A 23,238-nucleotide genomic window follows, 5' to 3' on the forward strand; every position below is an offset into this window, starting at 1 on the left:
TGAAAAAGCTATGAAAAAAATTCTATTCCTGTTACTTTTTTCCACATTTACTACTGAAGCAAATCCGTACACGGATCAAGCGAAACGCGTAACAATCCACCGAGACGAATGGGGTATTCCGCATATCTATGGTAAAACGGATGCGGACGCTGTTTTTGGATTAATGTATGCCCAGTGCGAGGATGATTTCGACCGAGTGGAGATAAATTACATCGAGAAATTAGGTCGGATGTCTGAGCTAAGAGGGGAAAAGGAATTAGCTTATGACCTCTATATCAAATTGTTAATTGATGAGAAGGAGGCCAAAGCAGAATACAAAACGGCTCCTGTTTGGCTTAAAAAACTCTTGAACGCGTACGCCGATGGAATCAATTATTATTTACAAAAGCATCCGGAAGTAAAACCTAAATTATTAACCCATTTTGAACCTTGGTATCCCCTATTATGGACCGATGGATCCATTGGAGCCATTTCTACGGGAGATGTGACTGAACAAGAAACAGCCTTGTTTTATGGTTTACCAGCTCAAGTCGCTAGTGTGAAATACCAAACTCCAGACGAAAAATTAACGGGTTCGAATGGCTTCGCAGTAGGCCCTTCCCTCTCTAAATCCGGTCATTCTTTACTTTATATTAATCCGCACGTGACCTTTTATTTTCGTCCCGAAGTACACGTAGAAAGTGAAGAAGGTTTATCGGTGTATGGAGCGGTGACTTGGGGTCAATTCTTTGTCTATCAAGGATTTAATCCGTACAATGGTTGGATGCATACCTCCTCTGAAGTCGATGTGGCGGATGCCTATGTAGAGACAACACGCTCGCGGAACGGACAGATGCAATATCTTTTAGATGGCAAATGGATTCCTTTTCAAACGAAAATAATCACTTTAGGATCACGTAAAATCAAGGCCTATTTTAACCACCGAGGTCCCGTTTTAGCGGCAAGAAATGGCAAATGGATTTCGGTTCGCTCCTATAACAGAGCTCGCAAGAGTTTAATGCAAAGCTGGCTTCGCATAAAAACGAAAGGTTTGGAAGATTATAAACGAGTGATGGACATGAGGGCGAATACCTCGAATAATACGGTTTATGCTGATAATAAAGGTAATATCGCTTACTGGCACGGGAATTACGTTCCGCGTAGAGACGCCACTAAGGACTGGGGCGTGCCTCAGGATGGCTCTTCTAGCCAAATCGATTGGAAAGGACTTCATTCTGTTGACGAAATCGTTCACGTATACAATCCTACCTCTGGATGGATTCAAAATTGCAATTCAACGCCTTTCACCGTTTCAGGAACTTCGAGTCCGCTTCGCACTAATTATCCCGTTTATATGGCGCCAGATGGGGAAAATTTCCGTGATCGCAATGCGGTTCGATTGTTCTCTCAGACCGGCAAATTGGATTTACAGGGTTTAATTGGATTAGGTTACGATCGACATTTGATGGCTTTCGAAACTTTACTGCCAGCACTTATAGATGCGGCAGGGCAAGAATCGGATTTAGCCGAGGTGGTTCAAGAATTGAAAAACTGGGATTATAATGCGTCGTCCAGTTCAATTGCTCAAACCATCGCTATTCGCTGGGGACTGAAAATAATGTCTAAAATTCCTAAGCCCAAGCAATTTGGAGGAGAAACAGAGGTTGTTCAGAATATGGAAAGCTATGCAAAAACGGGTGCTAGATCAGAAATGGTGCAAGCGTTAAGGGAAGTTTTAGCTGATTTAAACAAGGATTTTGGTACTTGGCGGGTTGCTTGGGGCGAATTAAATCGCTTTCAACGTATTTCCAATGGTGACGCTTTTCAAATGGATGATTCGAAAGCGAGTATTCCTGTACCTTTTACCTCGTCAGCTTGGGGCCAACTACCCTCTTACACGAGTCGATCGATTCAAGGCTCGAAAAAATGGTATGGGGTGAACGGCAATAGCTTTATTGCGGCGGTTGAATTTGGCCCTAAAATAAAGGCATATTCGCTATTAGCAGGCGGTCAAAATGGTAACCCTAATTCCCCGCACTTCTTTGATCAAGGTCAGATGTATGCCGAGGGAAAATTTAAGACTATTTATTTTTATAAAAGTGATGTCTTGAAGCATGCGGTTGCTTCCTATCATCCTTAAAAAAGGGTATATTTATATCAAATTTCAGTCAAATGCCTAATCAAATACAAGCCGGATTCGAGTTTGAAGCCATTTTTCAAGAGGCGGCTATCGGTATTATTGTAACGAATTCGCGATTTGAAATGATCCTTTCTAATCGTTTTGCAGATAAACTTTTTGGTTATGAATCGTCTGAGTTAATAGGAGAAAACATATCCTTGTTAATTCCTAATCATTTGAAAGAGCGTCACCACGGTCATTTGGGAAATTTAGGCCATGAAAAACCCATTTCTCGTCCCATGGGAATAGGTCTTGACTTAAAAGCGAAAAGAAAGGACGGTTCCTTATTCCCCATCGAAATCTCCTTAAGTCACTTTAAAGCGAGCGATAGCATGCATTATATCGCCTTCGTGAGTGATGTGACTTTAAAGCGTAAAGTCGAGATGGAGTTGATCTTAAAGAATCAGCAGATCAATCAACTAAATGAGACTTTGGAACAAGAAGTAGCGGCGAGAACACAAGCTTTACAAAATACCTTGGACAAGTTAGAGGTCAATGCAAAAGAACTTGAAATTTCCTTAGAAAAGGAAAAAGTGTTAGGGGATTTGAAAACCCGTTTTGTCTCGATGGCTTCCCACGAATTTAGAACGCCATTAACCTCCATTTTGGGGTCTGCTACGTTGATTGAAAAATATACAAAGGAAGAAGATCAGCCTAAAAGGGAACAGCATATTAATCGGATTAAGTCATCTGTTAGTCATTTAACGGAGATATTAGAAGAGTTTTTATCTGTGGGTAAATTAGAAGATGGAAAATTAGAAATTCATCCCTCTGAATTTAGTGTGAGACACTTTTTACTAGATATTATATCTGATTTTAGTACTTATCAGCAAGCTATTCGCTTAGAATTAGAGGGAGATTACACTTGCGTGCAAGATGCTTCGATTCTGCGAAAAGTCATTTTCAATGGACTTTCGAATGCACTAAAATTTTCACAGAAAGAGGTGGTGCTACGTGTCATTCCACAAGAGAAATCGGTTACCTTAGCCATTATTGATCAAGGTATTGGTATTAGTGAGGAGGACCAAAAGCATTTATTCGAACGTTTCTTCAGAGGTGGAAATGCGACCGTTATTCAAGGAACGGGATTAGGATTGCACTTGGTAGATCGTTATGTGCGTTTATTAGGTGGCAAAGTAGAAATTAAAAGTGAATTAAATAAAGGGACTGAACTACGAATTCAGTTACCTCTGAATTAACAGGATGAGCAAGCGCATACTAATTATTGAGGATAGTGTGGATATTCGAGAGAACACCGCAGAGCTATTGGAATTATCTGGATTCACAGTCGAAACGGCTTCGGATGGTTTGGAAGGTGTGCGTTTAGCGCGTTCTTGGAATCCTGATTTAGTGATTTGTGATATCATGATGCCTAATTTAGATGGATTTGGCGTTTTGCAGGTTTTCTCCAGTCAGACAGAATTATCGTCCATTCCTTTCATATTTCTAACGGCTAAAACCGATCGTGCCGATATGCGCAAGGGGATGGAAATGGGTGCGGATGATTATTTGACGAAACCCTTCCAAGAAGTGGAATTATTAAAAGCCATTGAGGCTCGTTTGAAAAAATCAAAAACGCAGACACCGGTTTTAGAATCAGTTTCGGATTTGAAAGCAGTGCACGAAGCCTTGGCATTTTTAGATTTAACTACTTGGACTGGTGAGAAGAAGACGCAAACGCATGCAAAAAAGCAAGTCATTTATGCGGAAGGTGATCATCCGATTCGGTTGTATTATTTGGCCAAAGGAAAAGTGAAAACCTACCACACCAATAAAGATGGCAAGTATTTCATTACTTCTTTTATACAAGAAGGGGAATTTTTCGGCTTTGTTGACATCTTAGAAAACCAGGCCTACCGCGAAAGTGCGGAAGCCTTGGAAGAATCTCAAATTATTAGTGTATCCGCTGTCGATTTCCAGCAAAGACTAAAAGAAAATATTCATTTGGAAGTCTTCTTTAGAAAAGCCTTAACCAGCTATTTGTTAAAGAATGAAAAGTTACTAGTTGAAATGGCTTATCAAAGTCTGCGTATGCGCGTTGCTATGGTCTTAGTCGAATTAGCAGAAACTTATGGCTCGAATACCTCGGAACCTTTAATCATCAAACTTTCCAGAGAGGATCTAGCCTCTCGCGTAGGAACAGCCACCGAATCCGTCATTCGTACCTTGAGTGACTTTAAGAAAGAGGGGTATTTAGATGTGAAAGGAGGCGAAATGACCTTGAAAAATATCGAAGGGCTTGCGAAACTTAAATACTAAAGGGATGACAGATGATAGGGCTCAAAGTCGAGTGAGCTAAATAGTCTGAATAAGCCATCCCGATTCCCCAAGCTCCTCTAAATAAAAGAATTCCAGCGACTAACCAGCCCAAGTATTGGAAAATCAGCTGTTTCTTTAATTTAGCTGTACCCCAAATGTATAGCTGTAAGGCTGGCAATGTCGCAATGCCTAGGGAAACCATAGACATAGCTCCTAAGATAGGTTGAGGTTGAATTAAGGCCACACTTAACCCTGCCACCACGAGTCCACAAGGCAATAAACCATTGGCCATTCCTAAAAAAAAATAGCCAAAGGGCCCCATGGTTGCCCCTATTTTTTGTAATTTTTTCCCAATGGATTGATGTAAAAAAGCGAGCGGACCCTCCCCTATGTTTTGGCTAAGAATGAGTACAATAAATACCCCAGCTATCAGATAATAATAGGACCAAAGCGATGGAAATAACCAAATAGAGCCAATTCCTGCCACGAAATAACCTAAGATTCCATACATCACTATTCTCCCCAAAGGATACAAAAATAGTCTCGCTGGCGAATGTCCTCGCGCATTGATTTGGGAGACGATGGGTCCGCACATGGCAAAGCAATGCCAGCTTCCAGCTAGTCCGATCAGAAAGGTATAATACCAGGTATACATTAGGGAACTTGAATGCGCTTCTCTTCGATGTAGTTTTTGCCGTCCTTCTTCCAGCTTAAGCTCACATTCCAGGGGCCTTTTACTAAAAAGGGTGTTGTGATGAAGACTAGTCCGGCCGAATCAGCCGAAACGCGGAGTGTTTTATCTTGACTTGCATTAGATGGACGATAAAAAACTAAAATGCCTGTAGCTACTGAATTCGGAAACTGAATTTTGGCTTGTTGAAAATCTGATGAAAACTCCAAGCTGGCCTTAACCTTTAAAGCCTCCGTTTGCTCTCGCTCATTGATTTTTTGCTGAAATGCCTGACCATCTGCATAATAGTTTTTACCTACTAATTCGATATTTTCTTTCGACATATTCACATAGAAATAAGCCATAAAAGCCCCAAAAAGTATAAAGGTGACAATAATGCCATGACCCCAATTAAATGAAAATTTAGTCATTTTGATTTTTATTCAGGTTGTATAAAACTTGTCTTTATGGTTTCTTCATCACCCCCTTTTTCAATTATGGTAACAGGAACCTTCTCTCCACTTTTCCATTTGCCTATTTTTACCCGAAGGAAAAATTCACTTTTAGCTAATTTACCAGCTTCAATTTGTAGTAGGGGTTTTCCTACCCATACTATGTTAAATGCGTCCGGAGCCTTGACAGAGAACTCCTGTTTATCCATCGATTTATTTAATAATTTGATTTGGTACAAATTACTTACCTCTTGGGTTTTTTCATCGACCTGGAAAATCATTCCTGGTGTGCGCAACAGTGTCGTTTCAAAATGAGTGCGTGTCACTAACATATACGTTAAACCCGCGACAATTAATGCCAAAACCGTGCTATAAGCACCGATACGCCAGGTGAATTTCAGTTTTTGTCCAGAATTTACTCCGTTCAACGAATCATAGCGAATTAATCCGGTAGGCTGATGAGTTTTCTCCATGACCATATCACATGCATCAATACAAGCTGTGCAACCAATACATTCTAATTGGTTACTTCCATTTCTAATATCAATACCGGTAGGACAAACACGAACGCACCAATGGCAGTCAATACACGCTCCTTTATCTTCTCCTTTTCCGCGCGGTTCTCCCCTCTTATGATCATATTGAACCAGAATGGAATTATTATCTAATAATACGCCTTGCAGACGGCCATAAGGACAAATGACCATACACACCATCTCTCTGAATCGAGCAAAAACAAAGTAAAATACCGCTGTGAAAATAAGAATGGCGATTAAGCCTACTACGTGATCTAGAGGTGGCTCTGTCACTAATTTTAACCATTCTTTTTTGCTGATGAGGTACATTAAGAAGGTATTCGCAATGGCAAAAGATAACAACACGAATAAGCTATGCTTTGTGCCTCTTTTTACCATTTTTTCGGTGTTCCAAGGGGATTCTGCCAGTTTTCTTTGGGCCTTATCATCTCCTTCTATCCAGTATTCAATCTTCCGAAATAACATTTCCATGAAGATGGTCTGCGGGCAAGCCCAGCCACACCAGATGCGACCAAATAACACGGTAAATAAACTGACAAATAAGAGGAATGCCACTAATCCTAAAGCGACTAAATGAAAATCTTGCGGAAAAAAGGGAACACCCCAAAAGATAAATTTCCGTTCTAAGACGTTAAAGAGAAAAATGGGATTCCCCTTATACTCGAGCCAAGGTAAGCCGAACAAAAGTGTTAATAACAAGTAGGAGAAATACGTTCTTAATCGATAAAATTGACCGATAATGCGACCCGGAAAGATCCAAAGTCGTTTACCGTCCTTTGTCTGGTTGTACAGATGGTCCCGGTAATCATCATTATCTAAATTGAATTGTGACATAAAAAAAGAGGGTCCGTTGCCGGACCCCTTTTACATTAAAATGGAGATTTTTCTCGGCAGGTACTTATTCCAAAGGGTTTATACAATAAACACACTCTGACAATTCCCGTTAGGGCAATGATAGCAGCTACAATGTATACTGTTAAAGCAAGATTGGCTGGAATGATTCGAGCATAGGCCAGAATCGATAAGCTCACGGCGATCGCTAATCGAAAAATGCGATCCATTTTACCTACGTTTTTTTTCATAATTTAAGGTGTTTTAGTTTCTGTTCCTTGTGGTTCTTTTGCTCCAGGAGGATTCGTCCCTTGAAGCGTTAGAATGTAAGACGCAACTTTCTGAATTTGTAAGGGATTTAATGTTTTATTCCAGGCTATCATTCCTTTCTCAGGAATACCGTGGGTAATCGTTTTAAATAAACCCTTTACATCTCCACCGTGAATCCAAAACTTATCCGTTAAGTTAGGTCCCACGCCCCCTTGCCCCTTATCACCGTGACAAGCTACGCAATTTGTGGAATAAATTTGTGATCCTTCTGTTAAATCTTTAGCCTCTTTTACCACCGTGACATTATCTTCATTCACCGAGTTTGCGAACTTCTTCAGGTATTCCTCTCTTGCTTTTTCCGCAATGGTAACTTCGTTTTTGTACTCCGTTTCTTGAATATTTCCATCTAAATAGACATGGTAATACAAGCCATAAATGACAGCAAAAAGGATTGATAAATAGAATAAATACATGAACCAGGGCGGTGTAGGATTGTCTAATTCTGCGATATCATCGTATTTGTGTTCCATTAGAAGCTCTTTTTCTTTTTCCAATGGTTTCAAACCTGAGAATCCCTCCCACCAGGATTGCTTTTCAGCGGGTTCCGGTGCTGCCTGTTCAGCCAATTTTTTTAGGGCCACGTGCAACTGTAACGTTACGATTAAAATAACAACCCCAGTCACAAGGATCATACTGACTAACCAAATTTCAATAACAGAAACTGACATAATTTTAAGATTTTGAGTTCTCAGATAAGGTATTTCCATCGTTAAAGGGCATATGCTCCATTTCAACGAGGTGCTTTTTGTCCATCCAAATCAAGTAGATGCCTACTAGAACAAAGAAGGTAAAAAAAGTGAGTAGCGAGAAAATCATATAATTATCTGCTCCTGGAATGTTAGCTATAAACTGTTTAAACATAGGGCTATTTTTTAGAAATGTCCGTACCTAATCGTTGTAAGTAAGCAATCAATGCAATAATCTCCTTGTCTTGGCTTACCTTAATTTTTTCCGCTGCTAAATTTAATTGGATGGCTTTAGCCTGCGTATTCAAGTTTTTAACGGCATTCGTAATCTCATCTGTTGAATAAGGAACGCCCAGTTTTTTCATGGCGGCTAACTTATCCTGGGTTGCAGAAGTGTTTACTGTTTGTTCTAAAAGCCAAGCGTAGTTAGGCATAATTGAACCTGGAGACATACTGCTCGGCTCTCTCATGTGGTGGTAGTGCCAGGAATCGGGGTATTTCCCTCCTTCTCTGTGCAAATCTGGTCCAGTACGTTTAGATCCCCATAGGAAGGGATGATCATACACAAACTCCCCTGATTTAGAGAATTCCCCATAGCGTTCCGTCTCACTTCTGAATGGACGTACCAGCTGAGAGTGACAACTGACACAACCTTCCCGGATATAGATATCTCTACCCTCTAATTCTAAGGATGTGTACGGTTTAACTGATTCGATGGTAGGAACATTCGATTTGACCATAAACGTAGGAACTAATTCGACCAAAGATCCTACTAAAATCATCACTAAAGAAGCCACTAATAACTGGATAGGGCGTTTTTCAATCCAGCGGTGCCAGTGTCCATCACTTTCGTGTTTCTCTTCGATGATAGCTAATGGAGCTGCTTCTGCTTTTTCATTGGCTAATAAGGTGCCTTGTTTCATCGTTTTGAACAAGTTATAGGCCATTAATACCGCTCCCGTTAAATAAAGTGTCCCCCCTAAAGCGCGCATCATGTGCATGGGTAATAATTGTAAAGTTGTATCTAAGAAGTTACCGTATTGCAAGGTGCCCTCTGCAGTAAATTGCTTCCACATCATCCCCTGTGTAAAACCGGAGATGTACATCGGGATGGCATAAAAAGCGATACCAATCGTTCCGATCCAGAAGTGGGTTTTAACTAATTTCTCCGAATAAACAGTGGTTTGGAAGATCCGGGGAACTAACCAATACAACATCGCAAAGGTCAAGAACCCATTCCATCCTAAAGCTCCTACGTGTACGTGCGCCACAATCCAATCCGTAAAGTGGGCAATCGCGTTAATATTCTTTAACGATAGCATAGGACCTTCAAAAGTAGCCATGCCATAGGATGTGATCCCTACCACCATGAACTTCAATAGCGTATTCTCCCGTACTTGATCCCAAGCACCGCGTAAAGTCAATAGACCATTAATCATTCCACCCCAAGAGGGAGCAATAAGCATGATGGAGAAAACAACCCCTAACGATTGAGCCCAATCTGGCAAGGAAGAATACAATAAGTGGTGAGGCCCCGCCCAAATGTAGATAAAGATCAAGGCCCAGAAGTGTAGAATGGAAAGTCGATAAGAATAGACCGGACGATTCGCCATTTTTGGCAAGAAATAATACATCATTCCTAAGAACGGAGTCGTTAAGAAAAACGCCACTGCATTGTGGCCGTACCACCATTGAATTAAGGCATCTTGTACGCCGGCATAGACATAATACGATTTAGTAAAGGAGATCGGTAATTGAACGGAGTTCGTTAAGTGCAACACCGCGACCGTAATAAAGGTCGCGATATAGAACCAAATCGCCACATATAGGTGACGTTCTCTTCTTTTAAAGATGGTACCGAACATATTAATGCCAAAAGCAACCCACACTAACGTAATCGCTATATCCAATGGCCATTCTAATTCGGCATATTCATGTGAAGTGGTGATACCTAGTGGCAAAGTAATCGCAGCAGCTACAATGATTAATTGCCAACCCCAAAAATGGAAATTAGATAAGAAATCACTGTACATACGTGCTTTTAAAAGACGCTGTAACGAATAATAAACGCCAGCAAAAATGGCATTTCCCACGAATGCGAAAATGACGGCATTGGTATGCAAAGGACGAAGACGCCCAAAGGTTCCGTATTGAGTTAAATTCCACGAGGGAGCAAAAAGTTGAGTGGCAATAATGACACCTACTGTCATCCCGATTACCCCCCAAAGAATGGTTGCCAAGGAAAAATTTCGAACAATCTTATTATCGTAATAAAATTGCTCTAATGAGGTAGTTTTTGTGCTCATAGATTCGTATTTTTTTCGTCTTCTTGTAAAATGCGCATGGCTGGAGTAATTAAATCCTCTTGTTGTCCCGTTTTAACAGACCAAACAAAGGCAATTACAAATCCGATCGCCATAAAGAGGCTTAATCCGATCATTAGGTACATTATTTCCATGGCCTACCCATTTTATTTGTTGCAATTTCGGGACAAAGCCCTTCGCAAAACCTGACTTTACTCAGCTTTTAATCTGATTTTAAAACGGTTTAGAGCTTGCCCTTTCCAATTCATTCCCCAAGTGGCTATCACTAACATACTGATGGAATTAATGGGCATCAATATGGCTGCTATCAAAGGATATAAATTCCCTTGAATCGCATAGCTTAATCCAAATCCATTGTAAACAAGCGAAAGAAGGAAACTTGCTTTGATCAATTGAAGGCCAAATTTGGAGTAGTTTAAGAACTCGCCAAGGTGAGGCAACTCCGATCCTTTTAAGATGGCATCAGACGACGGGGTAAAATGTAGGTGGTCATCTGAAACGGCAATACCTACGGCTGCCTGTTTTAAAGCCCCTGCATCATTTAGACCATCCCCAATCATAGCCACGATTTTTCCTTGTTTTTGTAATGCTTGGATATACTCCATTTTGTCCAGTGGGCTGCACTCAAATTTCACGTGATTTTGATCTTCAAACCAATCCAATAAGTGAGCCGCGTGTTCTTTTTTGTCCCCTGAAATCAAATGGACTTCGTATTGATGTCTTAAGCTATGTAACATGGCTTCTATACCAGGTCTATTTTCCCAAGGAAATTCGATAAATCCGATGGGCTCTTGGTTGATTGAAACAAATAAGCGTGTTTCTGAGCTGATAAATCCCTCTGGTAAATCGAGTTTATTCAAGGTGTATTTAGCGCTTCCGATTTGGACAAATAAGTCATCAAATGTAGCTTCAAGTCCCTTTCCGCTATGTTCTTTAAATTCAGAAAAGGCAATCAAGCTTCGCTGTTGCAAGAATTTTTTGGCTTGTTTTGAAAGTGGATGCGTGGATTGGTAAACCAAGGAATAGATCGCGTTCCATTCCTTGTCTGTTACTTCACGGTTAAAATGAACGCTAGGTTCTTGTTGACTTTGCAAAGTTAGCGTTCCTGTTTTGTCAAAAACCAAAGTGTCTACTTGGGCCATTCGTTCGAATGTTTGAATATCTTTTACGAAAAAGTGGAATTTAGCTAGCCAGCGAATACCGTGTCCGAGAGCAAAGGGATATGAAACGGCCAAAGCACACGGGCAGGCAATCACTAGAATGCTCACTACCGCATTAGACCAACGGCTAGGATCTACATTATACCAATAAATACCCGCAGCGGTGGCTAGACTTAACAGTATCCCGGTGAAATACATCCCCACGTTATTCGCAAAGTTTTCCCAGTTTTCCGTCTTGTGGTGCGGGTCTTTAAAAGCTTGTTGCTCCCAAAGCTGTGTTAAGTGGCCTTGATTCAATTCTTTGCTCAATTGAATTTCGATAGACTCTCCTAGGTGTTTTCCGCCTGCATAGATGGATTGACCCGCTTGAATTGGAATTAATTCACTCTCGCCGGTGACGAAGCTGTAGTCCATTTGACTTTGGCCCTTTAATAAATAGGCGTCTGCTGGAATGATTTCTTGATTGCGGATTAACAAGCGGTCCCCCACCTGAATTTCTTCAAGGGGAGCTATTTCTTCTTTTCCATTCGCCATTCTAGTAACGACTAAGGGAAAATAGGCTTTATAATTGCGTTCAAACGAGAGGAAATCAAAGGATTTCTGCTGGAACCACTTCCCTATTAATAAGAAGAATATCAGGCCAGAAACGGAATCGATATAGCCAGCACCCGTATGCGATAAAATTTCAAATACACTGCGACCATATCCTACCAGAATACCTAGTAAAATGGGTAATTCAATGGTCATTTTGCGCAATTTGAGGTGCGCATAGACCTGGCTAAAATAGTCCGAACCGGAATAGAATACGGCCACGCTACCCAAAGCAAGATTCAAGTAACCAAATAAAGCCTGAAGAGAGCCATCATCAATCCCTAAATACTCCGGAAAGCTAAATAGCATCGCATTTCCTGCGCAAAAACCGGCGATTCCAAGCTTAAGAAACAGCTTTTTTTGATCATTATTTTGTGGTTTTTCTTCCGCATTTGAAATATGCGGTTCATAACCTAGGCTTGCAATTAAGGTGGCTAAGGCACCTAAACTAAGTTGATCTTCTTTAAACCAAACCGTTAGATCCTTCTTCCCAAAATTCAAACTTGTCTTTATTATCTGTGGATTCAATTTTTGCAGATTCTCCAATAGATATAAACAAGAGCGGCAGTGAATGGCTGGCAAGTGGAAGCTAACTTTGGAAAAATCAGCATTTGAAAAAGTGATTAATCGATCTCTAAAGGCCTTGTTGTTAAGGAAATCAAAATTCTTGTCTGTAGGTGAAATACCTGGATTTAGGTCACATGAATAGTAGGCGTCGAGGTGATTTTCATTTAGTAATTCATATACTTGTTCGCAGCCGTGGCAACAAAAAGTCTTATCCTGATGAATGATGGGTGTCTCAGGGCATTCATCTCCGCAATGATAGCAAATTACCTCTTCAAGAATCTCTGTGTGCATACTTTTAATGGAATGTTCAAATTTCCGGAGATTCGCTGTTGAATATCGTGATAATTAACACGTTCAAAACTGATGAATATCAGGTATTGGGAACGTTTATCCCTGTACTTTCGCCTTATTATTTAAGCCCATGAACAATTTTTCAGATACGGAACGAAAAGTGTTAGCTAGTGGAATCGAACTCCGCTATTTGCCTGATGAATATTTATTTCGTCAAGGCCAAAAAGCAGAATTTGTATTTTACCTGCAAGAGGGCAGCCTGGTGTTAGAAGGACCGGCTGGCTTTGTGACCATCGATCGGAAAGGTGTTTTTATTGGAATTGAGGAAGCAATCGAAGAGAAAAAGCATGTGTATGCTGCGATGACTTCGAGTTATTCACAATTTTTGGTTTTTGAACGGAAGTATTTTAAACAATTAATCGATGAATTCGATTTAGCCCTTCCCTATTTTGAGTATAAAAAAGCGGAATTCAATGAACTCTTACAAAAGGTTCAATTGAATTATGCTACGGTATAAATGATTAGAGTGGTATTTAATTGGGTTTTGGCTCCCTTTTGCTTTTAGCGGAAGGGAGCTTTATTTTAAGGGACTATCCTTTTCCTTTTTCAGGGTATTGTAGACCATTTTGTCCAAAAATCCATTCATCCATTTATTTAGGAATACGGTTAATTTACCTTGGAAAGTGAGTACTAACGTCTTCTTCTTAGATTCATAAGCCTCAGCAATGCGTTTAGCCACTTCTTCAGCAGACATCATTTCTCCCTCATCCCGCATGGAATCTCCTGTCACTTTCCCCTCACTGTTTAAAGAGGCTGCTCTAATATTCGAAGCAGTGAATCCGGGGCAAGCAATTAAGACATGAACACCCGTTTCTAATAACTCTGTTCTCAAGGCTTCTAAGAAACCATTCATCGCGAATTTGGAGGCAGAATACCCTGTTCTGACGGGAAGTCCGCGGTAACCTGCGATAGAAGATATACCTATAATTCCACCTTTTACGGCTTTTATATGGGGTAATGCCGCGTGTGTGGCGTAAACTGTTCCCCAGAAATTAATATCCATTACTTGTTTCAATACCTTGAGGTCGACCGTTTCAAACATCGATCGCATGGAGATTCCTGCGTTATTGATTAGCAGGTCAATTCTGCCAAACAGGTGCATCACCTGATCTACCATGGCACGTGTTTGTTCCTCTGAGGCTGAGTCGCAAACGATGCCTTTTGCAGCTATGCCTGCTTCCTGTAATTCCGCTTCTGCAGCCAATAGATTCTGCTCATTTCTACCCGTGATGACGATTTGAGCTCCTTTTCTGCCGTATTCAAAGGCTAACGCTTTTCCGATTCCAGAACTAGCTCCCGTGATGATAACTACTTGATTCTTCATGTGAATTAATTTCATCGCGAAGTTAAGGTTTTATCTTGAATTGGTTGGCTTGCCCACATAAAGCCGTATTTTTGTGCACATTTTTAGCAGCATGAGTCAGAAAAAAGAAAAGAAAGCCCCAGTGGTGTTGGAACAAATTGCCATTTTGGATTTTGCCGCTGAGGCAAAGTGTATTGCCAAAGTGAATGAGGAAGTGATTTTTGTTCAAGGTGCTGTCGCTCCTGGCGATATCGCTGATTTACGTATATTGAAGTCCAAAAAAAGCTTCAAACAAGCCCAAGCCATCAATATACAGCCACTTTCTAAACACCGTACAGACGTAGCCTGTAGCCATTTTGGCATTTGTGGCGGTTGTAAGTGGCAACACGTTTCTTACGAAGCTCAAACCGCCTTTAAAGCGCAACAAGTCAAAGATAATTTGATCCGCATCGCTAAAGTGAAATTGCCCGATTTTCAACCGATTCTAGGTTCTGAGGAGACCTATTACTACCGCAATAAATTAGAATTCACCTTTTCTTGTGCCCGCTGGCTGACGGAAGATGAAATCGGTAAAGAAGATTTAGGATCGATGAATGCCTTGGGATTCCATGTTCCAGGCCGTTTTGATAAGATTTTGCCCGTTGATCATTGCTATTTGCAACCTGATCCATCCAATGCGATTCGCAATGGAGTGCGTGATTTCGCTGAAGCGAATGGTATCTCCTATTATGAATTAAAGAATCAAAAAGAAGGTGCTTTACGTAATTTAATTATCCGAAATACGGTTACAAACGAATGGATGATCACCGTCCAGTTTGCCTATGCCACAGAAGAGGAAATAAAATCAGTCATGGAGTATTTGAAGTCAACATTCCCGATGATCACCTCTTTGAATTATGTGGTGAATCAAAAAGGAAATGACACTTTTCATGATTTAGACGTAGTTTGCTACCATGGAAAACCTTTTATGGTAGAAATAATGGAAGATTTGAAGTTCCAAATTGGACCTAAATCATTCTTTCAAACGAATGCTAAACAAGCGCTCAAGCTATACCAACTAGTGCGTGAATACGCTGATTTGCAAGGAAATGAAGTTGTTTACGACTTGTATACGGGTACAGGAACTATTGGTTTGTTTTTAGCGAAACACGCGTCTAAAGTTGTTGGACTCGAATACGTTGAGATGGCCGTAGAAGATGCACGTATTAATGCCGAATTAAATGGTATCAAGAATGCAACCTTCTTTGCCGGCGATATGAAGAAGGTTTTGACAGAAGAATTTATTGCTATTCACGGCGCTCCAGATGTCATTATTACCGATCCTCCTCGTGCAGGAATGGATTTAGATGTAGTGAATCAAATTTTGGCAGTCAAACCGAAGAAAATCGTATATGTCTCGTGTAATCCTGCTACCCAAGCCCGCGATTTAGCCTTATTAGATGTTTCTTATGAAGTGGATGTAGTTCATCCGGTGGATATGTTCCCGCAGACGCACCATGTGGAGAATATTGTGAGGTTGAAATTAAGAGCATAGATTATTTCATTACGCGATTCCGAAATTGTGCTGCGCAATAATTTCTTGAACCGCGCAATAAAATATTCTAATGCCTAATTTAACTCTACTCTAACTGCAATAAAATGGAAAAAGGGCGATTAATCGCCCTTTTTATTCTTCAGAAATGTATTCCCGAAGGGAATTCCAACTTTGTACTTTTTGCTTTGCTATTTGTGCTTTACTTTTAAAAAATTGCATTGCAATTTTTTAAAACGGAGTATTCAACGGATCATAATCCTCCGGTGGTAAATTCATTTTACTTCCTTTGAAAACAGAATCATTGCTTGACTCGAAAGCGGATGTTTGGTCACCTAGTGCACTTAAGTCGAAGTTGCCCCCTTCATTGTTTGAGAACGGTTGGAAGTCTAAATCGCAGTATTTAGTGAATTTACCGATGAATTTCAGCCAAACACTGTCGAGTGAACCGGAACGGTTTTTGGCCATAATGATCTCTCCCATTCCCGTGATGGAGTTTCCTTGATCATCCGCCGTGATGCCATAATATTCTGGACGGTAGATGAACATTACCTGATCGGCATCTTGCTCGATGGCTCCAGATTCACGAAGGTCAGACAGTTGCGGTTTCTTGTTTCCTCCACGCGTCTCGGTAGAACGGTTTAATTGAGAAAGGGCAATGACAGGCACATCTAATTCTTTGGCTAATTGCTTCAGTGCACGGGAAATTTGGGCGATTTCTTGCTCGCGATTTCCGCTGGCTCCTTTACCCGAACTATCTCCGGTCATTAGCTGTAAGTAATCGATGACGATGAGGTCAATGCCTTTTTGGGCTTTTAAACGACGACATTTTGCTCTTAATTCCAAAATTGATAAGGCCGGCGTATCATCAATAAACATATTCGCTTCAAATAATTTATTGATTTTCGTATGTAGCTGCTGCCATTCGTGTGGCTCCAATTTTCCTTTACGGATTTTATCAGCCTCGATTTCTGCTTCTGCAGAAATGATACGATTCACAAGTTGAACGGCACTCATCTCAAGGGAGAACAACGCGACTGAGTGATTGAAATCTACCGCAGCATTACGGCAAGCCGAAACGACGAAGGCCGTCTTACCCATACCTGGACGAGCCGCGATAATGATTAATTCTTGTCGCTGCCAGCCAGATGTCAAGCGGTCTAAGTCTGTAAATCCGGATGGAATACCCGTTAAGCCACTTTTTTGTAATTGTTTCTTTTCTAATTCATCCACAGCTTTCTTTAAGATATCCGACATACTTTCGTAATTCTTACGGATATTGGATTCTGCGATGGTAAAAAGCTCCTGCTCCATCTTATCCAGTAAATGGAACACGTCAGACGTGTCTTCATAGGATAGACGTTGGATTTCGGAGGATATTTGGATTAGCTGACGCTTCAAATATTGCTCAATAATGATTCTGGCGTGGAATTCAACGTTCGAAGTGGAACTAACCCGCGAAGTTAATTGCGCTAAGTAGCTGGTGCCACCTGCTTTTTCCAAACTGCCATTTTGCTTCAAGTAATTATTAACCGTCAATAAATCAACGGGTTGAGAAGCTTGGAATAAACCTTGAATTGCCTCGAATATCAACTGATGCCCTTCTTTGTAAAAGGAATCAGGTTTTAATAATTCGATGACGTTTGCCAAAGGTTCTTTCTCTAACATCAAAGCCCCTAGCAAGGCTTCTTCTAGGTCAACCGCTTGCGGAGGTAATTTTCCTAGCCCCAAATCGCTTAAACGCGTGGGTCCTGTCTGCGAACGAATGCCAGCAGACTGATTTCCTTTTTTATAAATGGATGAAGGGGTGTTAGATTCCATACCACAATTTTACGTTAAATTTTCAAAATTATCTTATAAAGGAAGATATTAAATTTCAGGAATTTCTTATTTTTACTCCCATACGATTTAAACCCATTTTTACTTGTTAGAAAAAATAATTTCCCTCTCAGAGGTCTCTCTAATTGACTTTTTAGGCGTTGCAAACGCAAATATCAATTTATTGATTAACGCCTTCCCTCAGTCCAAAATCATCGCTCGTGGTGAACAATTAACCGTCCGAGGATCGAATGATCAGATTGCTTTAGTCGAAGCGATTGTGAACTCATGTGTGGCTCATTTGGATAAACATGCTACCCTCACAGAAAAGCACATGCAAGCCTACATCGATGCGGTTTTGAATCCAACAGGTGAAGAAACGGATCAGCCGTGGGTGGAGGATAAAGACGTGCTTCTTTTTGGCAATAAAGGAATCGTGATTAAGGCCAAAACTCCGAATCAACGTAAACTGGTCGATGCCGCCACTACGAATGACATCGTCTTCGCGATTGGACCTGCCGGTACGGGTAAAACCTATACCGCAGTGGCTTTGGCAGTGAAAGCATTGAAGAATAAAGAAGTAAAGAAAATCATCATCACGCGTCCCGCTGTAGAGGCAGGCGAAAATCTAGGTTTCCTGCCGGGTGATTTGAAAGAGAAAATTGATCCGTATTTGCGTCCTATTTATGATGCATTGGATGATATGATTCCCGCAGAGAAATTGAAATTTTATTTAGAGAATCGGACCATTGAAATTGCGCCTTTGGCCTATATGCGCGGACGTACCTTAAACAAGGCATTTATTCTATTAGATGAGGCTCAAAACACCACTTCCATGCAAATGAAGATGTTTTTGACACGCATGGGTATTCAATCGAAGACGATTATTACGGGAGACAAATCACAGGTCGATTTGCCTAAAAACCAAACATCAGGTTTGGGAGAAGCAGAACGCATCCTTTCTGGAATTAACGGCATTGCTTTTGTCGAATTGGACGGTTCAGATGTCGTTCGTCACCGTTTAGTGCGTAAAATCATCGAGGCATATGGAAAGCAAGAAAAATAGAATCATTCAGGCGATTAGTCCAGAAGAAATCGAACAGGTGTTTGCCATTCGGACGGAAGTGTTTGTCAAAGAACAAAAGTGCTTGCCCTCTGAGGAATTTGATGAGTTAGATGCAGTAGCCAAACATTATTTACTGTTTGATGACGCCACACCAGTGGCAACCGGTCGATACCGCAAAACAGATAAAGGAATTAAGGTGGAGCGAATCGCTACGCTGGAATCAGCGCGTGGTAGAGGCTATGCTTCCCTAATTATTCAGCATATTTTTTCAGAATCCGCTAAAGAATACCCGGATTGCACTCATTATTATTTACACGCTCAGGTTTCCGTGATGCCTTTGTATGCTTTATTGGGCTTTAAGCCTTATGGAGATACGTTTATTGAGGCGGATATTGTGCATCAAGCGATGGAGCTTGATAAGAGAGTATAGATTATAGAGTAGAGATAAGAGAGTATAGATTGCGATTTTTCTTTCGGACTCATTTCCTCCAGACTTTTCAATAAAAAAAGGGGCTTTAGGGCCCCTTATCTATTCTCTCTACTCTATAATCTATACTCTCCTATCTCTAGAAAGGCAAATCATCCCCACTCTCAGCCGCTAATGGAGGGAATTGGTATCCGCCTGCAGCTGGTGTAGGCTCCACTCCTGCTGGAATAGATCCAGTGCGATCTAAGCGATACGCACGGATTTCTGTATACCAACGCTCGTTGTATTCTCTTGATTCTACGTTGAATTGAACTTTAACGATTTCGCCCTCTTGAACTGGCGTTAAATCTTGTGTTTTATCTCCCCAAACTGACATACACACCTTTTTAGGGTATTGATCTTGTGTTTCGATCACAAATTCTTGCTTGATCCAGTTGGTGCCGTTTTTACCTGTTCCTGTAACCTCAGGTAATTTCTTGATTAATTTTCCGCTTATTTCTAAAGCCATTGTACTAATTTTTTTGAGTTCCGTAATTGTTGGCAAGTAAGTAAATAATTGGTAATTTTACTAACCGTTTTTGGCGATGTGGTGAAATTGGTAGACACGCTACCTTGAGGTGGTAGTGCCGTTAAGGTTTGGGAGTTCGAATCTCCCCATCGTCACTTAATTTTTTGTTTAATCTGTAAATCATGTTGAAGATGAAACCTTACAGTGTATTGCTTTACTATAACTATACTCCTATTCCGAATCCGGAAGAGTACCGAGTAAAACATCACCTTTTTTGTATTGAAAATAACCTTTTGGGACGTATTATCGTCGCAGCAGAGGGTTTGAATGGAACCGTCTCTGGTTTAAAAGCGGATTGCGATGCTTACATGAAGTGGTTAGAAAATGATCCTATTTTTGTAGGATCAGATTTTGACTTCAAAATCGATTATCATGAAGCACATACGTTTAATAAATTACACGTTCGCGTTAAAAGTGAAATTGTCCACTCTGATTTAGGGGTTGATCCTCGCGTTAGAACGGGTAAGCATCTGAAGCCGAAAGAATTCAAGCAATTATTGAAGAATGACCCGGATGTCGTGTTAGTGGATATGCGTTCGAATTACGAGCACGAATTAGGTCGTTTCAAAGGTGCTTATACTTTTGACATGGAGAATCTGCGCGATTTGCCTGATCATGTGCAGGAGATAGAGCATTTGAAAAATAAAAAGGTTATCACGTATTGTACGGGTGGCATCAAATGCGAGAAAGCGTCCGCCTATCTAATCGAAAAAGGTTTTACGGATGTGTATCAATTGCATGGAGGTATTATTAAATATGGTTTAGAAGAAGGTGGAGAGGATTTTGATGGCTCTTGCTATGTATTTGATAACCGAGTAGCGACGCCAGTTAATTCGGTAAACCCGGAGGTTGTATCCGAATGCCATGTTTGTCATACGAAATCAGATCACATGGTCAATTGTGCTAATCCAGAATGTAATGAGCATTTAGCCATTTGTCCGTCTTGCCTAAAAGAAATGGAGGGCGCCTGCTCCCCTGAATGTAAAGAGCATCCACGGAAACGTCCTTACAATGAGAAAGGGTATTATTCTAAAAACTCAGTGGGTTATTCTCCTGAATTAGGATTCAAGTCCTTTAAACGGACAGAGAAAATTGAAAAACAAAAGAAGGCTCAATTATGAGCCTTTTTTCTTTTTGGCTAAATTCTCCTGAACTCTAAATAAGGTGATCTCTTTTATCAGTTCCAAAGGCATAGGGGAATGATAGGGAAACTTAATCGCCCCTTTTGATCCCTCGTAAGGCGCTAATTCTTGCACAAAATTCTTGATTCCACTCGGTGTAGGGTAAAAACCTAGATGATTATTCCAGGCTGCAAAGTGGATTAAATTTCCATTTAATTTAAACGTGGGCATCCCGTAAGACATCGTTTCTTCCGTTTCCTCCGGTACGACCGAACGAATCGCATCACGCACTTCGATTAAAATTTTCTGTGTGGCCTCCGGAAAGGTCTTGATGTATTCTTCCATGAATATTAGGCTAATTGTCTATGTCTAACGAATAAAAATAAGGGAAATGCAAAGGCAAAACCTATTAAAACGGTTGCCAATAAATAAAGATATAGGTATTTGATTTTAATCCGTAATCCTTCTACCAGTATAAAAAAGGTGCCTGCTATGGCGCCGGTCCAAAAGTCACAACTTAAACTTTTAGCGTAAGGGTTAGCTGTCCAAGTGCTTTGGACAAAATCAATGACATCAAATTTTCCGTTATTTAGCATCATTCCCTCATAGACGTAGTAAAAGGTGATGCTCCCTCCTACCAGGGAAAGAACTAAATAGAGGTAGTGTGCATTTTTCATACGATTGATTTTATGGTGATATGTCGACCTCGCATTTCGATGCGGTCCCCTACTCTTTTGCCCTTTAATTCCAATCCAAGTGGTGATTCAATTGAAATGGCGTAAATAGAATCGAGTTTGCCGTATCCGATGGATATAAAATAAGTTTCTTGATCTGTTTCTACTAGGCTTCCCTCAGAAATGACTGCTGAAGCGGGCAAATCAGCAAGTCTGTCTAATTTGGCAATAGAATTAAGTGTATTATCTACCAAAGCACTTAGCTTATCCATCTCTCGCTGCATCATTTCTCGACCGGTTTCAAATTTATCTCCGGCACTACTTTTTGTGTCAGAGTCGCGGGATTCTTTGGCCAAAAGATATTCTCTTCGGGCCTCTTCTAGCGTATTTTCCAAAATGGAACGAAGATTTGCCTGTATTTGAGACTTGGAGCTTTTCATAAGGGGCTTATTACATTGGAAAATTATCAATAAATTTGCGCATGACCTATTTCTCTCCCACAGACTTGATTATTAATCCGGACGGAAGTTCCTATCATTTGAACTTACGTCCTGATCAAATTCCGGATACCCTTATTTTGGTGGGCGATCCAGAGCGTGTTCCTACTGTTTCTGCCTTTTTCGATGAAATCACTGATATCGTTCATAAAAGGGAATTTGTGACTCATTTAGGCGTTCTAAGGGGTAAGAAGATCGGTGTATTATCCAGTGGTATTGGTGCGGATAATGTGGAGATTGTGATGAATGAACTAGATGCTTTGGTTAATATTGATTTTCAAACGCGTTTGGAGAAATCCGTAAAAAGATCTTTAAACCTCATCCGAATCGGCACTTCGGGTAGTATTCAGTCGCATATCCCAGTGGATTCGATTTTGATCTCGACTGCAGCAATCGGATTTGATAATTTAGCCCAATTCTATGGTTTTGAATCTACTATGTCGATAGCTGAAGATTTTTTAGCCGCTTGGACTTCAGCAATTGATTATCCATTGCCTCTCTATGCAGCCAAAGCTAGCGCTTCTCTTTGCGCGCAATTTGCGCCTTTGAATGCGTATAATGGCGTTACCTTAACGGCACCAGGATTTTATGCGCCGCAAGGTCGCACGATAAGAATGCATTCCATAAGACCCGATTTTTTAGAAAAAGTCGCTGCGGCTAAGCTAGGTGATGAAGAAATTACGAATATTGAAATGGAAACCGCAGCCTATTACGCCTTTGGAGGCGCTATGGGGCACGAAATGATTTCATTAAATGCTATTTTAGCGAATCGCATCACGAACGAATTTTCGAATGATCCGGAGGGACAAATTAGGTCTTTGATCGAGAAAGCTATAGCATTAATCGCATAACGTAATCATCCATCACATAGCCGTTACCTATGTCTAGGATCATTTCACGGTCTTTGATGAAACCTTTCTTCAGGTAAAATTCTACCGCGGAGTTATGTTTGTTAACGTTTAAATAGATAGATGTAAGACCCATAGAACGGGCTTGATTTCTGATCTGTTCGATAACAAAGCTTCCTGCGCCTTTTTGTTTGACGGATGGTCGCAAATAAAGTTTATGTAATTTACCCTCAGTCTCAGAGGTCTTTTCGAAAGCACAATAGCCGATCGCTTTTCCCTCCAATTCTAACAGGGAGAAAATTTCTATTTGCTGAAGTATAACCTCTGACGCATACATCATCGGAATCATGTACAAAGTCTGCTCCTCTGTCAAAATATGGCCATAGGTGGGTCTCCAGGCTTCTTCTGCTATTTCTTGAATGAGGGGGATGTCTTCGAGCGTCGCTTTGCGTAAAATCATAGCCAAAATT

25 protein-coding genes and 1 tRNA gene are annotated in these 23,238 nt (G+C 40.7%); 10 read left to right on the forward strand and 16 right to left on the reverse strand.

Translation table 11 applies throughout. The annotated features are described in order from the left end of the window. Positions 1–10: 10 nt before the first annotated feature. Genes G9X63_RS09665 through G9X63_RS09675 form a run of 3 tightly spaced genes read left to right on the forward strand, consistent with a single transcriptional unit; the run spans position 11 to position 4,417 of the window. Positions 11–2,119 (forward strand): penicillin acylase family protein, encoded by a 2,109-nt coding sequence (locus G9X63_RS09665; RefSeq protein WP_252622785.1) that lies wholly within the window; start codon positions 11–13, stop codon positions 2,117–2,119. A gap of 32 nt (positions 2,120–2,151) precedes the next feature. Further along, positions 2,152–3,357, forward strand: a complete 1,206-nt coding sequence (locus tag G9X63_RS09670) for a PAS domain-containing sensor histidine kinase (RefSeq protein WP_130923437.1) — start codon at positions 2,152–2,154, stop codon at positions 3,355–3,357. 4 nt (positions 3,358–3,361) lie between these two features. After that, a complete protein-coding gene (locus G9X63_RS09675; protein WP_252622787.1) occupies positions 3,362–4,417 on the forward strand; it encodes a response regulator in 1,056 nt (351 codons plus the stop codon). Here G9X63_RS09675 and G9X63_RS09680 read toward each other — a convergent pair. From G9X63_RS09680 to G9X63_RS09720, 9 genes are read right to left on the reverse strand one after another with little or no spacing between them, the layout of a single operon-like run. Further along, a complete protein-coding gene (locus G9X63_RS09680; protein ID WP_252622789.1) occupies positions 4,407–5,072 on the reverse strand; it encodes a sulfite exporter TauE/SafE family protein in 666 nt (221 codons plus the stop codon). The two genes, G9X63_RS09675 and G9X63_RS09680, sit on opposite strands and share 11 nt — an antisense overlap. After that, positions 5,072–5,518, reverse strand: coding sequence for a FixH family protein (locus G9X63_RS09685; protein ID WP_252622791.1), 447 nt, complete (start codon positions 5,516–5,518; stop codon positions 5,072–5,074). Before G9X63_RS09685 ends, G9X63_RS09680 begins: the two co-directional genes overlap by 1 nt. Before the next feature lie 8 nt (positions 5,519–5,526). Continuing rightward, positions 5,527–6,909 carry a cytochrome c oxidase accessory protein CcoG gene (gene ccoG / locus G9X63_RS09690; RefSeq protein ID WP_252622792.1) on the reverse strand — a complete coding sequence of 461 codons (1,383 nt, stop codon included), beginning with the start codon at positions 6,907–6,909 and terminating at the stop codon, positions 5,527–5,529. A 35-nt stretch (positions 6,910–6,944) separates the two neighbouring features. Then, positions 6,945–7,157 carry a YgaP family membrane protein gene (locus G9X63_RS09695; RefSeq protein WP_130896576.1) on the reverse strand — a complete coding sequence of 71 codons (213 nt, stop codon included), beginning with the start codon at positions 7,155–7,157 and terminating at the stop codon, positions 6,945–6,947. A gap of 3 nt (positions 7,158–7,160) precedes the next feature. After that, the gene (locus tag G9X63_RS09700; protein ID WP_252622793.1) at positions 7,161–7,904 is read right to left on the reverse strand and encodes a cbb3-type cytochrome c oxidase N-terminal domain-containing protein; all 744 of its coding nucleotides are present in this window, start codon (positions 7,902–7,904) and stop codon (positions 7,161–7,163) included. A gap of 4 nt (positions 7,905–7,908) precedes the next feature. After that, complete coding sequence (locus tag G9X63_RS09705; protein WP_130896578.1) at positions 7,909–8,097, reverse strand: hypothetical protein; 189 nt, start codon at positions 8,095–8,097, stop codon at positions 7,909–7,911. A gap of 4 nt (positions 8,098–8,101) precedes the next feature. Further along, on the reverse strand, positions 8,102–10,228 hold the full coding sequence (gene ccoN / locus G9X63_RS09710; protein ID WP_252622794.1) for a cytochrome-c oxidase, cbb3-type subunit I: 2,127 nt from the start codon (positions 10,226–10,228) through the stop codon (positions 8,102–8,104). Continuing rightward, positions 10,225–10,380 (reverse strand): cbb3-type cytochrome oxidase assembly protein CcoS, encoded by a 156-nt coding sequence (gene ccoS / locus G9X63_RS09715; protein ID WP_130896580.1) that lies wholly within the window; start codon positions 10,378–10,380, stop codon positions 10,225–10,227. The genes ccoN and ccoS overlap by 4 nt, the downstream gene beginning before the upstream one ends. 57 nt (positions 10,381–10,437) lie before the next feature. Then, entirely contained in the window at positions 10,438–12,855 is a 2,418-nt protein-coding gene (locus tag G9X63_RS09720; protein ID WP_252622795.1) for a heavy metal translocating P-type ATPase, read from the reverse strand. A 130-nt stretch (positions 12,856–12,985) separates the two neighbouring features. On the opposite strand from G9X63_RS09720, the gene G9X63_RS09725 reads away from it, so the two are divergent. Further along, the gene (locus tag G9X63_RS09725) at positions 12,986–13,372 is read left to right on the forward strand and encodes a cyclic nucleotide-binding domain-containing protein (protein WP_130896582.1); all 387 of its coding nucleotides are present in this window, start codon (positions 12,986–12,988) and stop codon (positions 13,370–13,372) included. 60 nt (positions 13,373–13,432) lie between these two features. On the opposite strand, the gene G9X63_RS09730 is transcribed toward G9X63_RS09725, so the two are convergent. Beyond that, positions 13,433–14,239 carry an SDR family oxidoreductase gene (locus G9X63_RS09730; RefSeq protein WP_130923471.1) on the reverse strand — a complete coding sequence of 269 codons (807 nt, stop codon included), beginning with the start codon at positions 14,237–14,239 and terminating at the stop codon, positions 13,433–13,435. Positions 14,240–14,330: 91 nt separating this feature from the next. Between G9X63_RS09730 and rlmD the strand changes: the two genes are divergently transcribed. Then, entirely contained in the window at positions 14,331–15,752 is a 1,422-nt protein-coding gene (rlmD, locus tag G9X63_RS09735; RefSeq protein WP_252622796.1) for a 23S rRNA (uracil(1939)-C(5))-methyltransferase RlmD, read from the forward strand. Positions 15,753–15,980: 228 nt separating this feature from the next. Here rlmD and dnaB read toward each other — a convergent pair whose 3' ends face one another. Continuing rightward, positions 15,981–17,570, reverse strand: a complete 1,590-nt coding sequence (gene dnaB, locus G9X63_RS09740) for a replicative DNA helicase (RefSeq protein WP_130896584.1) — start codon at positions 17,568–17,570, stop codon at positions 15,981–15,983. Positions 17,571–17,673: 103 nt separating this feature from the next. On the opposite strand from dnaB, the gene G9X63_RS09745 reads away from it, so the two are divergent. Together G9X63_RS09745 and G9X63_RS09750 are read left to right on the forward strand one after the other, a co-directional pair. Then, a complete protein-coding gene (locus G9X63_RS09745) occupies positions 17,674–18,633 on the forward strand; it encodes a PhoH family protein (RefSeq protein WP_130923428.1) in 960 nt (319 codons plus the stop codon). Continuing rightward, positions 18,614–19,063 (forward strand): GNAT family N-acetyltransferase, encoded by a 450-nt coding sequence (locus tag G9X63_RS09750; RefSeq protein ID WP_252622799.1) that lies wholly within the window; start codon positions 18,614–18,616, stop codon positions 19,061–19,063. The genes G9X63_RS09745 and G9X63_RS09750 overlap by 20 nt, the downstream gene beginning before the upstream one ends. A 136-nt stretch (positions 19,064–19,199) precedes the next feature. Here the strand turns inward: G9X63_RS09750 and G9X63_RS09755 are convergent, their stop codons facing one another. Next, complete coding sequence (locus G9X63_RS09755) at positions 19,200–19,568, reverse strand: DUF3127 domain-containing protein (RefSeq protein WP_130896587.1); 369 nt, start codon at positions 19,566–19,568, stop codon at positions 19,200–19,202. Positions 19,569–19,640: 72 nt separating this feature from the next. Between G9X63_RS09755 and G9X63_RS09760 the strand changes: the two genes are divergently transcribed. Next, a tRNA-Leu gene (locus G9X63_RS09760) sits at positions 19,641–19,723 on the forward strand. 36 nt (positions 19,724–19,759) lie between these two features. After that, positions 19,760–20,749, forward strand: coding sequence for an oxygen-dependent tRNA uridine(34) hydroxylase TrhO (gene trhO / locus G9X63_RS09765; protein WP_130923426.1), 990 nt, complete (start codon positions 19,760–19,762; stop codon positions 20,747–20,749). Here the strand turns inward: trhO and G9X63_RS09770 are convergent. Genes G9X63_RS09770 through G9X63_RS09780 form a run of 3 tightly spaced genes read right to left on the reverse strand, consistent with a single transcriptional unit; the run spans position 20,744 to position 21,863 of the window. Further along, positions 20,744–21,094 (reverse strand): iron chaperone, encoded by a 351-nt coding sequence (locus G9X63_RS09770; protein WP_130896589.1) that lies wholly within the window; start codon positions 21,092–21,094, stop codon positions 20,744–20,746. The two genes, trhO and G9X63_RS09770, sit on opposite strands and share 6 nt — an antisense overlap. Positions 21,095–21,099: 5 nt before the next feature. Further along, positions 21,100–21,426: a DUF2834 domain-containing protein gene (locus G9X63_RS09775; RefSeq protein ID WP_252622801.1), complete on the reverse strand. Its 327-nt coding sequence runs from the start codon at positions 21,424–21,426 to the stop codon at positions 21,100–21,102. Further along, complete coding sequence (locus G9X63_RS09780; protein ID WP_130923424.1) at positions 21,423–21,863, reverse strand: GreA/GreB family elongation factor; 441 nt, start codon at positions 21,861–21,863, stop codon at positions 21,423–21,425. Before G9X63_RS09780 ends, G9X63_RS09775 begins: the two co-directional genes overlap by 4 nt. A gap of 41 nt (positions 21,864–21,904) precedes the next feature. On the opposite strand from G9X63_RS09780, the gene G9X63_RS09785 reads away from it, so the two are divergent. Next, positions 21,905–22,771, forward strand: coding sequence for a nucleoside phosphorylase (locus G9X63_RS09785; RefSeq protein WP_252622803.1), 867 nt, complete (start codon positions 21,905–21,907; stop codon positions 22,769–22,771). Here G9X63_RS09785 and G9X63_RS09790 read toward each other — a convergent pair. Continuing rightward, entirely contained in the window at positions 22,752–23,228 is a 477-nt protein-coding gene (locus G9X63_RS09790; RefSeq protein ID WP_252622804.1) for a GNAT family N-acetyltransferase, read from the reverse strand. The two genes, G9X63_RS09785 and G9X63_RS09790, sit on opposite strands and share 20 nt — an antisense overlap. Between the last annotated feature and the right edge of the window lie 10 nt (positions 23,229–23,238).

The organism is Aquirufa antheringensis (assembly GCF_023921165.1).
Classification (GTDB): domain Bacteria; phylum Bacteroidota; class Bacteroidia; order Cytophagales; family Spirosomataceae; genus Aquirufa; species Aquirufa antheringensis.